Here is a 13,051-nt window from a genome sequence, read left to right as displayed (position 1 = left end):
TGCTTAACTAAGACTTTAGCGTTTATTAAGGAGCACCGCAGATGGCGATGCATTTTGACCTCACGGACATGCAACTGATGGTGCACATCAGCGAAGTGAACAGCCTGACCAAAGGCGCCGAGCGCTCGCACCTGTCGCTGCCGGCGGCCAGCAACCGGGTGAAAAACCTGGAAAACAATCTGGGAACGGCCTTGCTGTACCGTAACAGCCAGGGCGTCACGCTGACCCCGTCAGGCGAGGCTTTTGTGCGCCATGCCCATATTGTGCTGCGTCAGCTGGAGCATTTGCGTGGCGATATCCGCGAATTTGCCGAAGGCATCAAGGCAAGGTGCGGGTGTATGCCAATACCACCGCCATGAACGAATTCATGCCAGACATCCTGAGCCGCTATCTTGCCCTGCATCCGGATGTCAGCGTCGAACTGCGCGAACGCCTGAGTTATCGTATCGTCAAGCTGGTCAGCGAAGGGCTGGCCGATATTGGCGTGGTGGCCGGCATAGACGAAGACCAGATCGCCTCTGACGATGGCGTACGTTTCATTCCCTACCGTTCCGATAACCTGGTGCTGGTCACTTCGCAGAATCATCGGCTGGCGGCATACGATGAACTGGCATTTGCAGAAACGCTGTCCTATGAGTTCGTCGGCTTGTCTGAGTGGAGTGCAATTCATGCGTTTTTGAAGCAGGCCGCCGAAACGCTGGGCAGCCCCTTGCGTTTTCGCGTCGAAGTAGGCGGCTTTGAAGCGGCCTGCCGGATGATCGCAGCCAACGCCGGCATTGGCGTGATCCCTGAAACGGCGGCGTTGCGCTATGTGGCCAACATGCCGCTGAAGATTATTCATCTGAGCGACAGTTGGGCATTGCGGCGGTTGTATGTGTGCGTGCGTCGGCTGGAAGATTTGCCGTCTTTCGCGCAGGAACTGGTGGCGCTGATGCAGGCGGATGCGGGCGAGGCGGGCGAGGCCGGTTCGGCCGAAGAGGAGCGCCGCCTGCGCAATCTCAAGCGCGGCAAGCGCTAAGCCGGGACGCAACAAGCGATCGGGGGCGCCGGACCATCGGTTGCGTCGGGCGGCCGCCTTCTTGCCGGTTATATGTCACCTGTCTGCGACTATCCCGTCAAACGCCGGGCTAAAGGCCTGCGTCATTCCCAGGCAATCCCCATTCATGCTCAGGCGAGGTCCGGATAGTGCCCAGGCAATGCCGGCGCATCCCGGACATCGGCCGCCATAGGGTCAGGTAAAGTCCCCCTTTCAGGATTAATAATTCCCTGCGGAGATCCTAAGGGTTATGCTCATGGCTATCAGGTTTTGGCTGGTGGCTCGATTTAGCGCCCGCAGGCATGCCGGGTTTTCATGAATGGCCGGTTCAGGCTCAGGCCAGGCTTAGCAGCGAGGATGAGTCGCCGCGGGCGCGCACAAGCCTATTACAATTGTGCTATTGCAATTGTGCTTGGATGAGCGGTGCTTGTATGAGGCGCGCGCAGAACCAACCGATCTGTGGCGAGCGCCGCATTACCGGGATGCTGCTGCAAGCCAGCCCGTGCTGCTTTCAGATACGTCTATGACACGACGCGCCGGCCGCTACCGAAGAATGTATTATTTTATTATTGTCAGGAAACAGTGCGAATGACTCAGGATGCTCAGCAGTCCAACCTTTCCGACTGGATTGGTCGCCAGGAAGTGGCGCAGGATTTTATTAACCCTTCTCATGTAAGAAAAATAGCGGCCTCGCTGGAGACGACCGCGCCCGCTGCCGGGCAGGCATTGCCTGCCTTGTGGCAATGGGCGCTATTCATTGAGCCGGCGCCGCAGGACCAGCTTGGCCAGGATGGACACCCCAAGCGGGGCGGCTTTTTGCCGCCTGCCGATGATCGCAACCGCATGTGGGCCGGTGGCCGACTACAGTTTCACCAGCCGTTGCTGGTCGGACGTGACGGCGAACGTATCTCGACTATTTCTGCCATTCGCGAAAAGCAGGGCAGTACCGGCAAACTGCTGTTTGTGACCGTGACGCATGAGTACAAACAGGATGGTCAACTGTGCATCCATGAGGAACAGGATATTGTTTATCGTGAACCTGCGGCCCCCAAACTGGGCGGTACCGAAGCGGCCGAGGCTGGCACCTGGTCCGAGCCCGTTATACCGACCAGCACCCTGCTGTTTCGTTATTCTGCGGTAACTTTCAATGGCCATCGCATTCATTATGATCATCCCTATGTCACGCAAGCCGAAGGCTATCCCGGTCTGGTGGTGCACGGCCCGATGATTGCAACCCGTCTGTTGCAGGCGTTTTGCCATGCCAACCCCGATAAAACCGTGACCGGTTTTTCCTTTCGCGGTCACCGTCCGCTGATTGCCCCGGCCGAGTTTCGTGCCCAGGGCGTGATCACCGAAGCGGGCCGCGCCCGCCTATGGGCCGAACAAGAGGGCAGCGTTGCCCAGACAGCAGAGGTAACTTTCAAATGAAAACAGAACAATCAACCGGCGTTCGCCCGCTTGACGGCATCACTGTCCTGAGCCTGGAGCACGCGATTGCCGCGCCATTTTGCACCCGGCAACTGGCCGACCTGGCGCGCGCGTCATTAAGGTGGAGCGGCCCGGTGTGGGCGATTTTGCCCGCAATTACGATGAACGCGTCAACGGCATGGCGTCTCACTTCGTCTGGACCAATCGCTCCAAGGAAAGCCTTACTCTGGATCTGAAAAGCCCACAGGCCAAAGAAGTGCTGGCTCGCCTGTTACCCCAGGTGGATGTGCTGGTGCAGAACCTGGCGCCTGGTGCGGCGGCTCGCCTCGGGCTCTCGTTCGATGCCCTGCACGAACAGTACCCCGGCCTGGTGGTGTGTGATATTTCGGGCTATGGTGCCGGCGGCCCCTACGAGCATAAAAAAGCCTATGACCTGTTGATCCAGAGTGAGAGCGGCTTTGTCTCTGTGACCGGTAGCGCCAATGAACCGGCCAAGGCGGGCTGCTCCATTGCCGATATTGCCGCTGGCATGTATGCGTATTCCCATATCCTGTCTGCGCTATTGCAGCGTGGCAAAACCGGCAAGGGCAGTCATATTGACCTGACCATGCTGGAGAGCATGGTCGAGTGGATGGGCTTTCCCCTGTATTACACCTATGACGGCGCTCCGCCACCGGTAAGGGCAGGCGCTGCGCATGCCGCCATTTACCCTTATGGGCCGTTTCTGGCGGGCAACGGCAAAACCATCATGCTGGGATTGCAGAATGAGCGTGAATGGAAAATATTCTGCGAACAGGTATTGGAAAAACCCGAGTTGACCACAGATGCCCGCTTCGCTTCCAACACGATGCGCACGACCAATCGCGACGCCTTGCGTGATTTGATTATCCAGTCCTTCGCTGCCTATGATGATGAGCAGATCATCGAACGCCTGGAAAAAGCGGGGATTGCCAATGCGCGTGTCAACGACATGAAGGCGGTATGGGACCATCCGCAACTGAAGGCGCGCAATCGCTGGACGCAAATGGGCAGTCCGGTGGGAACCCTGCCGACCTTTTTGCCGCCCGGCGTAAATAACAGCTACGACTTTCGCATTGATGCGGTCCCCGCGCTTGGCGAGCATTCGACCGCGATCCTGGATGAACTGGGCTATGATGAAGACACAGTCAGTCAGTGGCAATCTGCCGGTATCGTCTGACGGCCAGTCAATACACACAAGCGGGGGCGAAAGCGCCGCCGCCCCATAATAATCAAGGAGTTTGCCAGTCATGAAAATGCGATCCGCGCTGTTTGTCCCTGCCACCCGGGTTGACAGAATTCCCAAGGCGCTGGCCAGTGGCGCCGATATTGTCATCGTTGATCTGGAAGATGCGGTGGAGCAGGATGCCAAGCAAAGCGCACGCGATGCGCTGCGCGAATTTGCCACTACCAATCCCGAGCAGCAGTTTCTGTTGCGCGTCAATGATGCGCGCAGTCGTTGGTTCAACGATGATATTGCCGTCTGCGCGAAGCTTGCGAATATCACGGGTGTAATGCTGCCCAAGGCCGAAAGCGAATCGCAGATCAAGGCTGCGGGGATGGCCAAAAAGCCGGTCTACCCGATTATTGAAAGCGCGCTGGGCATTATGCGCCTGCCCGAGCTGTGCCAGGCTCCTGGTGTAGCGCGCCTGTCTTTTGGTGCGTTGGATCTGGCGCTGGACCTGAACATGGATCGCGATTCGCAAGGAGCGCAGCAACTGCTGGCGGCAGTGCGTCCGCAACTGGTAATCCAAAGCCGGGCGGCGGGCATTGATGCGCCACTGGACGGCGTGTTTCCGGATATTGCTGATACCGACGGACTCAGAAAATCAGTCTCGCTGGCCAAAGGCATGGGGTTTGCAGGCGCGCTTTGCATTCATCCTGCCCAACTGGCGGTGATTCATGAGGTATTTGAACCAACGGCGCAGGAAAAGGACTGGGCCCAGCGGGTACTGAATGAACATGAGAAAAGCGGGCGGGCGGCGTTCAAGCTGGATGGCCAGATGGTGGATATGCCGGTTATAGAGAAAGCGCGGCGGATTCTTCAGCCTCATCCTTAGGCAGGCGGACGATAAAAGTAGACCCGACGCCTGGCGTCGACTGTACGCGAATATCGCCATGATGGCGCGTGACCACGGTCTTGACAAAGACCAGACCCAGGCCCAGCCCCCCGGGGTCTTGTTCACGGGCCGCGCCCACGCGGGTAAATAGCGTGAACAGGTGTTGCTGATCTTGCTCGCTGATGCCACATCCCTGGTCGCGTATGCTCACCTCCCAGAAGTCGCCTGCCGAGGCCAGGCTACAGGTAACCGTTGTATTGTCTGCGCTGTATTTGAAGGCGTTGTCCAGCAAATTGCCCAGGCAGCGCATCAGCAAAGACTGATCCCCTTTGATAAAGGCGCATAGCGGTGTGATGTCGCTCACAATCGAAATATTGCGCGCCCGGCTATCGACCCAGAGTTCATTGATGGCGTCCTGCAACAGATCACTCAGATTAAGCGGTACAAATTCGATGTCCGCCTTTTCTGCACGCGTAAACTGTACGAAGTCTTCCACCAGACCAATGGTTCTTTCCGATAAATGGCTGATGCGTTGCAACAGCGTGTCGGTGGGCAAGGCGCGCGTCGCATCTGCCTGCAGATCGATCAATGCCAGGATGGAGTTTTGCGGCGCCCGCATGTCATGCGAGATAAATCGCAAGGTGTCATCACGCTTGCGTTCGGCCTGACGCAGCGCACTAATATCGATCAGGTTCAGGATATATCCCGAGCGGCGATGGCCGGCAGTATAGGTCGGCATGGATTTGAGCAACAGGTCATTGCCGGCGCGATCACGCACTTCGAATCCTTCCTCGGCATGAATGCCGGTTGCCGCATTGTCGGTCTCCGACATTTGCCCCGATAGGGCGCGCTCAGGATGTTCAATGGCTGCCGTCAGTTCACGACATATCGACGCATCGGGAATAATGGCAGTGAGCAAGGTCTGCACCGGCAGCCCTTCGGTCAGCGCCAGATCGCCCAGGCTGGCCATATATCGTTTGGCGCTACCGGTCCACAGCGTGAGCTGATGGCTGGCGTCAAAGACCAGGGCGGGGTCCGGAATGGCGTTGAAGCTGTCGCTGATGAACTGGCGTAGTGAACGCACCCGGTTCAGCGCAAAGCGCAACTCCATGATTCGTTCGTTTAATGACAAATGAAATTTCTGGGGCACATCGGCCAATTCCATCTCTGCCCGTAGCAGGGGGTACTCGCGATTGAGTTCACTCATTTCCCAACTCATCTGGTTCAGGGCAATTTCCTGCGTGCGCCAGCTCCAGACGGGATAGGTCAGCGCAATCCCGCTCATGGCTGCGACAGGAGACACCCAGTAGCTGGCCAGGGCCAGTGTCAGCAGTGAACCGGCCAGCACCAGTAACAGCGCCACCAGCGTGGCAAACAGGACTCGACGGGGCGACAGTTGCCTGATCGCAATTAATAACAACAGCACCGGTACCAGGGAGATCAATGTGTGCGTCCACGTCCCGGGCTCGGTAATCCAGTTGTCTTCACGCGCCGCTTGCAGCACGTTGGCCAGGACTTCGACGCCCGACATATTGTCTACGGTGCTCGTGGCGGTCGGCGTCGGAAAACGATCGCCCATCCCGGTTCCCCATGCGCCGATCAGGACATACTTGTTGTTGAAATAGCTGGCTGGAATACGACCGAACAGCACGTCGCTGTATGAAATCATGGGGAAGGTGAGCGGGGAGCCCACATAGGGGATCAGATAGGGGCGTTGCGTGCTGCGTGCGGCGAGCGAGGCGACCGTGGCGGAATCGCCGCCGGCGGCCAGCATCGCCAGGGCAAAATGCTGTTGCGTGTTGTCCTGGGGCGCGGTCAAACGGATGCGGCGCACCATGCCGTCGGAATCGGGCACAATATTGATAAAGCCAAGCGCACGGGCGGCATCTGCCAGTTTGGCGATGGGATTGACCGGCAATTGCTGGCCGGGATCAGTCAGAAAATTGGCCAGCACCACCGTGCCATTGCGTTCAATGGCCTGCTCCAGCTGTTGATCACCCTGGGGGTCATGGGGGTCGGCATCGGCAAAAAGAATATCGAATCCCACAGCGCGCGCATTGCGCAGCGATGTCAGCAGATTCGCGTGAACATTGCGCTCCCATGGCCAGAAACCGATTTGTGTCAGGCTCTTGTCGTCGATGACGACAATGGCAATGTCCGGCGCGGGCTGCCGCGCTTTTGTGTAATTGACAGCTACATCGTACAGGGTAAAACTGAAACGCGACAGAAGCGAAAACTGGCTGCATACTGCAGTTACGGTCAGGATCAGCAGTGTAACCAGAACCCATTCCCGATGAAAGCGTCGGCCAAGCGTACCCAGCATTACGCCTGCCGCCGCTTAAAACGCGGGCCGCAGCAGGTAGCTGCCGTTACCGACGCCGACGGGCGATCCCTGTCCATCATTGATCGTATTCATCGTTTGCTCGATTTGCAGCACCGCGTGGTCGCCCGTCAGCATCTGCTGGTCAACGGAGCGTACCAGCACGTAGACAGTACCATTGCGTACTGCCGGCAGGGTCGCCGTGGTGCCGGTAATGCGCTGGCTCCACAGTACGTCATAACCCTCGCTGTCTTCAGCCAGGACAAGTTCATAGGCAACGGCACCAGCAACCGGATCAAAACGAAGCTGACGATTGTGTGATTGCGCGCCCATCGGATGTAAAACCGGCGGCGCCAGCAATGCGTATGTTCCCGAAGGTTTTCCGGCAGCGTCGGTTACCGTACCCTGGTTATTACCTAGCCTGGTAAGCGTGGCCCCATCGGCTGGCGAAAAATCGGCCTGGCCCTTGATGATGGCGCTGTAGGCGCCGCCCTTGTCCTGGTGCGTTCCCGCACGCAGGATGGTGCCGCGAACCCCGGTAACACTTACCGGAGTTCGGATTTCAAAGCGCCCCACGCCTTCGCCGCCCGGGTTGACATGACTCTGGACTTCGCCGCGGTCGATGGTGAAGATGGCGTCGATATAGCCTGTGCCCGAAAAGCGCTGCAGCCGTTTTGCGGTGATGGTGCTGTTGACCGGTACCAGAACCTTGCTGTTGTCCGGCAGCGTCAGAGTAACGTTGCTGTTGGGGCCCGTCGTAATGACCGCGCCCTCGTTGATCTGGCCACCAACTTGCGTGATCGGCGAACCGTTAAGAAACGCCTGTCCGCGCAAGTGAGAAATGGTCGCGCTCGCAGGGATCTCGTCAATCAGGGAAAACGGGATTTTCAGTTCAAAGCCGACAGGAATCTTGTATTGATCGGCTATGCCGTTGATTTTGCGAATGGTTTTCCAGTTTTCCTGATTCTGGGTAAAGCGCTGGGACAGCGTCAGCAGAATATCGCCGGGAAGAAATCGATAGGTGAAATAGTCGCCACGCGCGCCCGTTGCCTGACCGAAAGCCGGGCTGCTGACCAGCGCGCCGATCATAAGCAAGGACAGCAGATATACCAGGATTGCTCTGGATGTGTTCATGAGAGACCGGAGACGCGGGTCTGTTTAGGCTGTGCCTGGGTGTCTGTGGCAGCAGGCTCTGTCACCGTTTCCAGGCGATAGCCCAGTGCGTACGATGACACAATGCGTAGCCCGTTCTCGGGGCGAATCTGCAGCTTTTGCCTGACGTTGGACAAATGCGTGTCCAGCGTGCGGGAGGTGGCGGGAATTTCGCGATTCCAGATGGATGCGCTCAGCGCATCGCGAGAAAACAGCCGCCCCATGTTGCGGAAAAACAGAACCGCCAGGTCAAACTCCTTGGGCGCCAGGGCAACCACTTCGTTGTGCAGGCGTACCGAACGCATTTGCGTGTCGATGTGATAGGGGCCGACTTCAATCACGGTATTGTCAACATCGGCCGGATTGGCGCGGCGCAGCAGCGATAGTATGCGCACACGCAGGGCCTGTGTCGTATAGGGTTTGGCAATGTAATCGTCGGCACCGGCCTCAATGGCTTCGACCAGGTCTTCTTCGCTGGTCCGACTGGTCAGGAACAGCACCGGCAGGGAATACCCAATGTTGCTGCGCACCCAGGTCAGGACATCCTTGCCGGTAATTTCGGGCAGTTCCCAGTCCAGAATGAGCAGATTGAACATTTCAGGATCCCGCAGAGCAGACATGAGTTCTTTGCCTGAACTGTAATGTGTGCAGCCATACCCCATGTTTTCTACAGCCTGCACCATTTGCGCCGCCTGGGCGAGATCATCTTCTAGTATGGCAATCTTCATGTGATTTTTTTTCCTAGTATGGCGAGGCGCAGGATCGCTGGCCTGGCGCATGGCCCCGCAAGGCGGGAATTTAGTAGGCAATTATAGCAAAACCGTTGTTTTTTATGGACTATTTCACTAAAGAGCGTAAAGGCCGAAGCATTTTCCGGCCTTTTGTCAGGCCCTGGCTGTGCGATTCTTAAGGGGTGCAACGTACTGTTTTCTTGACGTTTTATAGGGATTGTGTTAATGTGACGGGCTACCTAGTGGAAATAGTGCTAGGTAATAGCAGTAAGACTTGTTGCTCTTTGGTTGTTTTAAGGTCTCTGTTATATGGTCGTTTCGCCGACAGGCGCTTTGTGAAAGGCGCCTTTTGACGCTTTCAGTTGCGTGTGCGTGATATTTGCGCGTGGCTTCTGGGTTTATGGAAAGCTTATGGTTTTCCTGGTGAAATGATGCTGGTTTCGAGTTGGTGTTGCAGCCTGGCGCATACATGCGCTTAGCGCAAGGCGCATCAATCAGGAAGCAGAACATGTAACGCGGCTGGCCCCGGTAATTTGTGGCAAAGCAATATTTCATTGAACGTTTCACGCAAACTTCTCTGGAGCTTTCTTTCACAATCGGGCGCGAAGACATCTTCGGGAGCACAATTTTAAGAGCAGTATCCTGGTCAGAATGTCGTGCCAAAGCAACATGCAGGCGGGCAACACAGCAACGTGCATAAAAGCAACAGTCGTGTTGGTCATCTGTCTAGCGCACAAAGCCTGTACAGGTTTTTTCAGCAAGAGAAAAACCTGTCCGAACAGTCCCGACACGCTCCGGTCATATGCCGGCGCTACCATCGCGACTTTGCTGTCCATTCTTCCCCGGGCGTACATTAACGTCAGTACGTAAAACAGACGCAAATATAAATCGGTACAGGTTTTCTGTACATGAAATAGGATAGAAGGTCATGCCAACCATCAGCCAGCTCGTGCGTAAACCGCGCGTAAGCAGCCATGAGAGCAGCAAAAGTCCTGCACTTGAAAACTGCCCTCAGCGTCGTGGCGTATGCACTCGCGTGTATACCACCACACCTAAAAAACCTAACTCTGCGATGCGTAAAGTTGCCAAAGTGCGCTTGACCAACGGTTTCGAAGTTATTTCGTATATCGGTGGTGAAGGTCACAACCTGCAGGAACACTCCGTGGTTCTTGTTCGTGGCGGTCGTGTAAAAGACCTCCCGGGTGTGCGCTATCACATCGTGCGCGGTTCACTTGACCTGCAAGGCGTCAAGGACCGTAAACAGTCGCGTTCCAAATACGGTGCAAAACGTCCGAAGAAAGCCTAATTCGCTTTTTCAACGGTTTCATCCGGTTTGGTGCTCACGCACAAAAAAATGCTTCCTTCCCACCGGTTGGTAAGCGTGCAGCCGCAGCTGCGAGAAAAAATTATCTGCGGTACGTAAGGGGCTGACCTCTCATATAGGCAGCCACGGCCACGCAAGTGGTTCAACTGAAACAGACACTCTAAGGAAGTACAATGCCACGTCGTCGCGAAGTACCAAAACGCGAGATCCTGCCTGATCCAAAATTCGGCAGTGTTGATCTTGCAAAATTCATGAACGTTGTCATGCTGGCAGGCAAGAAAGCCGTCGCAGAACGTATCATTTATGGCGCGCTTGATCATGTTCAGGCCAAAACAGGTAAAGAACCTATTGAAGTGTTCAACCTGGCAATCAACAACATCAAACCCATCGTCGAGGTCAAAAGCCGTCGCGTGGGTGGTGCCAACTATCAGGTACCCGTCGAAGTCCGTCCCGTTCGTCGCCTCGCGCTGGCAATGCGCTGGCTGCGTGAAGCCGCCAAAAAACGCGGTGAAAAATCCATGGACCTTCGTCTTGCCGGGGAGCTGATGGATGCGGCCGAAGGCCGCGGCGCTGCAATGAAAAAGCGTGAAGACACACACAAAATGGCAGAGGCCAACAAAGCCTTCTCCCATTTCCGCTGGTAATTTAAGGACACAACCATGGCCCGCAAAACCCCGCTCGAACGATACCGCAACATCGGTATTTCTGCCCACATTGACGCCGGTAAAACGACAACAACAGAACGCATTCTGTTTTATACCGGTGTGAGCCATAAAATCGGTGAAGTGCACGATGGTGCAGCAACGATGGACTGGATGGAGCAGGAACAGGAACGCGGTATCACCATTACTTCAGCCGCGACCACCGCTTTCTGGCGGGGCATGGCGGGTAACTATCCGGAACACCGCATCAATATCATCGATACGCCCGGACACGTTGACTTCACGATTGAAGTTGAGCGTTCCATGCGCGTGCTCGATGGCGCCTGCATGGTTTACTGTGCAGTAGGCGGCGTTCAGCCCCAATCCGAAACCGTATGGCGTCAGGCCAACAAGTACAAAGTGCCGCGTCTGGCCTTTGTGAACAAAATGGACCGTACCGGTGCAAATTTCTTCAAGGTTTATGACCAGTTGAAAACGCGCCTGCGCGCCATCCTGTGCCTATCGTCATTCCTATCGGGTCTGAAGATACCTTCACCGGCGTGGTCGATCTGATCAAGATGAAAGCCATCATCTGGGACGAAGCCAGCCAGGGTACCAAGTTTGAATACCTGGATATTCCTGCTGAACTGGTGGATTCTGCCAATGAATGGCGCGAAAAACTGGTTGAAACCGCTGCCGAAGCTTCCGAAGAACTCATGGAAAAATACCTTGAGAGCGGCGAGCTGAGCGAAGAGGAAATCCACCAGGCGATTCGTACCCGCACCATTGCATGTGAAATTCAACCCATGCTTTGTGGTACCGCGTTCAAGAACAAGGGCGTGCAGCGCATGCTGGATGCAGTGATTGATTATCTGCCTTCACCGGCCGATATTCCTCCTGTTACCGGTGAAGATGATGAGGGTAACCCTATCACCCGCAAGGCCGATGACAAGGAAAAATTCTCTGCGCTGGCATTCAAGCTGATGACCGATCCTTTCGTTGGTCAGCTGACTTTCGTACGTGTTTATTCAGGCGTTCTGGCCTCTGGTGATACAGTCTACAACCCGATCAAGGGTAAAAAAGAGCGTATCGGCCGGATTCTGCAGATGCATGCAAACAACCGTGCAGAAATCAAGGAAGTGCTGGCAGGCGACATCGCCGCTGTGGTCGGTCTTAAAGACGTGACAACGGGCGAAACCCTGTGTGACGTGGATTCGCATATCATGCTTGAACGCATGGTATTCCCAGAGCCCGTGATTTCACAGGCAGTCGAGCCAAAAACCAAGGCTGACCAGGAAAGAATGGGTATGGCCCTGTCTCGTCTGGCCGCAGAGGATCCATCCTTCCGCGTGCGCAGTGACGAAGAATCAGGCCAGACCATCATTTCCGGTATGGGCGAGCTGCACCTGGAAATTCTGGTCGATCGCATGAAGCGCGAGTTCAACGTGGAAGCCAACGTGGGTAAACCACAAGTGGCCTACCGTGAAACCATCCGCAAGGTATGTGAAGAAGTTGAAGGCAAATTCGTCAAACAGTCCGGTGGTCGTGGTCAGTATGGTCACGTTGTACTCAAACTGGAGCCGCTGCCTCCTGGTGGCGCCGGTTACGAATTCGTTGACGCGATCAAGGGCGGTGTGGTTCCTCGTGAATACATTCCTGCCGTTGACAAAGGTATTCAGGAAACCCTGTCTGCCGGTGTCGTCGCCGGATACCCGGTCGTTGATGTCAAGGTAACCCTGTTCTTCGGTTCTTACCATGATGTCGACTCGAACGAAAATGCCTTCCGCATGGCCGCATCCATGGCCTTCAAGGAAGGGATGCGCAAGGCCCAGGCGGTTCTGCTGGAGCCGATGATGGCTGTAGAAGTGGAAACACCTGAAGATTACGCCGGTACAGTGATGGGCGATTTGTCCTCACGCCGTGGTATGGTTCAGGGTATGGACGATATGGTTGGTGGCGGTAAAGTGATTAAAGCCGAAGTGCCACTGGCAGAAATGTTTGGTTATGCAACCAATCTGCGTTCTCTGACACAGGGTCGTGCAACGTACACGATGGAATTCAAGCAATACGCTGAAGCTCCGAAGAACGTTGCCGAAGAAGTCATCAGCGCCCGCAGCAAATAAACACAATAGGTGTTGCGCCTGTTCTCTCCAAAGGTTCAGGCAGGCGCAACGTTTTCATATTCAGATAGATTAAGTATTGGATAGATATTATGGCAAAAGGTAAGTTTGAACGTACCAAACCACACGTAAACGTAGGTACTATTCGCGGCCCGCGTTAATGGCCGTACCGTCGGCGCCGGCGTGGTTGCTAAAATCACGAAGTAATATTTACAGATGCA

7 protein-coding genes and 3 pseudogenes are annotated in these 13,051 nt (G+C 55.7%); 7 read left to right on the top strand and 3 right to left on the bottom strand.

What is annotated here, in order from left to right:
• Positions 1 to 41: 41 nt before the first annotated feature.
• The 4 genes and pseudogenes from TKWG_RS20070 to TKWG_RS20055 all read left to right on the top strand — a co-directional run bounded on the left by TKWG_RS20070 (position 42) and on the right by TKWG_RS20055 (position 4,542).
• A pseudogene (locus tag TKWG_RS20070) lies at positions 42 to 1,018 on the top strand (LysR substrate-binding domain-containing protein).
• Between the two features lie 606 nt (positions 1,019 to 1,624).
• Entirely contained in the window at positions 1,625 to 2,464 is an 840-nt protein-coding gene (locus TKWG_RS20065; protein WP_014752606.1) for an FAS1-like dehydratase domain-containing protein, read from the top strand.
• Positions 2,461 to 3,662 (top strand): annotated as a pseudogene (locus TKWG_RS20060) (CaiB/BaiF CoA transferase family protein). The gene TKWG_RS20065 and the pseudogene TKWG_RS20060 overlap by 4 nt, the downstream one beginning before the upstream one ends.
• A gap of 70 nt (positions 3,663 to 3,732) precedes the next feature.
• Positions 3,733 to 4,542, top strand: a complete 810-nt coding sequence (locus TKWG_RS20055) for an HpcH/HpaI aldolase/citrate lyase family protein (RefSeq protein WP_014752604.1) — start codon at positions 3,733 to 3,735, stop codon at positions 4,540 to 4,542.
• On the opposite strand, the gene TKWG_RS20050 is transcribed toward TKWG_RS20055, so the two are convergent.
• Genes TKWG_RS20050 through TKWG_RS20040 form a run of 3 tightly spaced genes read right to left on the bottom strand, consistent with a single transcriptional unit; the run spans position 4,502 to position 8,742 of the window.
• The gene (locus TKWG_RS20050) at positions 4,502 to 6,865 is read right to left on the bottom strand and encodes a CHASE2 domain-containing protein (RefSeq protein WP_014752603.1); all 2,364 of its coding nucleotides are present in this window, start codon (positions 6,863 to 6,865) and stop codon (positions 4,502 to 4,504) included. The two genes, TKWG_RS20055 and TKWG_RS20050, sit on opposite strands and share 41 nt — an antisense overlap.
• A gap of 15 nt (positions 6,866 to 6,880) precedes the next feature.
• Entirely contained in the window at positions 6,881 to 7,996 is a 1,116-nt protein-coding gene (locus TKWG_RS20045) for a FecR family protein (RefSeq protein WP_014752602.1), read from the bottom strand.
• The gene (locus TKWG_RS20040; RefSeq protein ID WP_014752601.1) at positions 7,993 to 8,742 is read right to left on the bottom strand and encodes a response regulator transcription factor; all 750 of its coding nucleotides are present in this window, start codon (positions 8,740 to 8,742) and stop codon (positions 7,993 to 7,995) included. The genes TKWG_RS20045 and TKWG_RS20040 overlap by 4 nt, the downstream gene beginning before the upstream one ends.
• A 931-nt stretch (positions 8,743 to 9,673) precedes the next feature.
• On the opposite strand from TKWG_RS20040, the gene rpsL reads away from it, so the two are divergent.
• The 3 genes and pseudogenes from rpsL (at position 9,674) to fusA (ending at position 12,833) form a co-directional block, all read left to right on the top strand.
• Positions 9,674 to 10,051 (top strand): 30S ribosomal protein S12, encoded by a 378-nt coding sequence (gene rpsL / locus TKWG_RS20035; protein ID WP_014752599.1) that lies wholly within the window; start codon positions 9,674 to 9,676, stop codon positions 10,049 to 10,051.
• Between the two features lie 191 nt (positions 10,052 to 10,242).
• A complete protein-coding gene (rpsG, locus tag TKWG_RS20030) occupies positions 10,243 to 10,713 on the top strand; it encodes a 30S ribosomal protein S7 (RefSeq protein ID WP_014752598.1) in 471 nt (156 codons plus the stop codon).
• Between the two features lie 15 nt (positions 10,714 to 10,728).
• A pseudogene (fusA, locus tag TKWG_RS20025) lies at positions 10,729 to 12,833 on the top strand (elongation factor G).
• The last annotated feature ends 218 nt before the right edge of the window (positions 12,834 to 13,051 follow it).

The sequence above is a fragment of the Advenella kashmirensis WT001 genome (assembly GCF_000219915.2).
Classification (GTDB): Bacteria; Pseudomonadota; Gammaproteobacteria; order Burkholderiales; family Burkholderiaceae_B; genus Advenella; species Advenella kashmirensis.
This window is presented reverse-complemented; position numbering and strand designations above follow the sequence as displayed.

What these genes read in the sequence shown, in the direction of transcription:
- TKWG_RS20065 (WP_014752606.1), top strand. Translation starts at nt 1,625, where the DNA reads ATGACTCAGGATGCTCAGCAGTCCAACCTTTCCGACTGGATTGGTCGC.
- TKWG_RS20055 (WP_014752604.1), top strand. Translation starts at nt 3,733, where the DNA reads ATGAAAATGCGATCCGCGCTGTTTGTCCCTGCCACCCGGGTTGACAGA.
- TKWG_RS20050 (WP_014752603.1), bottom strand. Translation starts at nt 6,865, where the DNA reads ATGCTGGGTACGCTTGGCCGACGCTTTCATCGGGAATGGGTTCTGGTT.
- TKWG_RS20045 (WP_014752602.1), bottom strand. Translation starts at nt 7,996, where the DNA reads ATGAACACATCCAGAGCAATCCTGGTATATCTGCTGTCCTTGCTTATG.
- TKWG_RS20040 (WP_014752601.1), bottom strand. Translation starts at nt 8,742, where the DNA reads ATGAAGATTGCCATACTAGAAGATGATCTCGCCCAGGCGGCGCAAATG.
- rpsL (WP_014752599.1), top strand. Translation starts at nt 9,674, where the DNA reads ATGCCAACCATCAGCCAGCTCGTGCGTAAACCGCGCGTAAGCAGCCAT.
- rpsG (WP_014752598.1), top strand. Translation starts at nt 10,243, where the DNA reads ATGCCACGTCGTCGCGAAGTACCAAAACGCGAGATCCTGCCTGATCCA.